Below are 682 nucleotides of genomic sequence, written 5' to 3'. Positions count from 1 at the left end.
TATTAGTTTGCTTGATATTTGGCAGTGGGACGAAGCTACTTTTTTAGCCAATACAGAAGGCAGCCCAATACGACGTACAGGTTATCAATCCTTCAAACGTAATATCGCTATCGGTTTAGGCAACGCACCGTACTCAAAAGAAATTGTAGATCAGCTAAACAAAGGCAAAAGTTTACATGACGAAATCGTCAATGTGCATATTGATTGGGCAATTGAACAGCAACTTAATCAACTTTAGCTATCAAATTAAAAAAATGATGTTTTTTGCCCTATAGCTTTAATACGAATTCTGTATGATTATGTACAGTGAATTAATGCCATCATCATGGATATGACAATGACTCTACGTAATGATTGGACTCGTGAAGAAATCCAAGCTCTATATGAACAACCTTTTTTGGATTTAGTTTTTAAGGCTCAACAAGTACACCGTGAGCACTTCACTGCCAATACAATTCAGGTCAGCACCCTTTTATCTATTAAAACGGGTAAATGTCCTGAAGATTGCAAATATTGCTCTCAATCTGCACATTACGATTCAAAATTAGAAGCAGAAAAACGTATTGCTGTTGAAAAAGTAATTAGCGAAGCAAAAGCTGCAAAAGATTCAGGTTCATCTCGTTTTTGTATGGGTGCTGCTTGGCGTAACCCTCATGAGCGTGATATGCCTTATGTTTTAGAA

2 protein-coding genes are annotated in these 682 nt (G+C 36.8%); both read left to right on the top strand.

Going from position 1 to position 682, the window contains the following annotated elements; all coding sequences use genetic code 11:
• Window positions 1–238, top strand: a 238-nt coding sequence (locus tag ABD296_RS49700) for a hypothetical protein (RefSeq protein ID WP_455363891.1), incomplete at its 5' end; no start/stop codon positions are given.
• An 87-nt stretch (window positions 239–325) separates the two neighbouring features.
• Window positions 326–682 (top strand): biotin synthase BioB (locus ABD296_RS49695; RefSeq protein WP_455363890.1); only part of this gene is annotated, 357 nt, incomplete at its 3' end.

The organism is Actinomadura napierensis (assembly GCF_039529375.1).
Classification (GTDB): Bacteria; Actinomycetota; Actinomycetes; order Streptosporangiales; family Streptosporangiaceae; genus Spirillospora; species Spirillospora napierensis.
The sequence above is the reverse complement of the archived record's forward strand: the minus strand, read 5'-3'. Positions and strand labels throughout refer to the sequence as shown.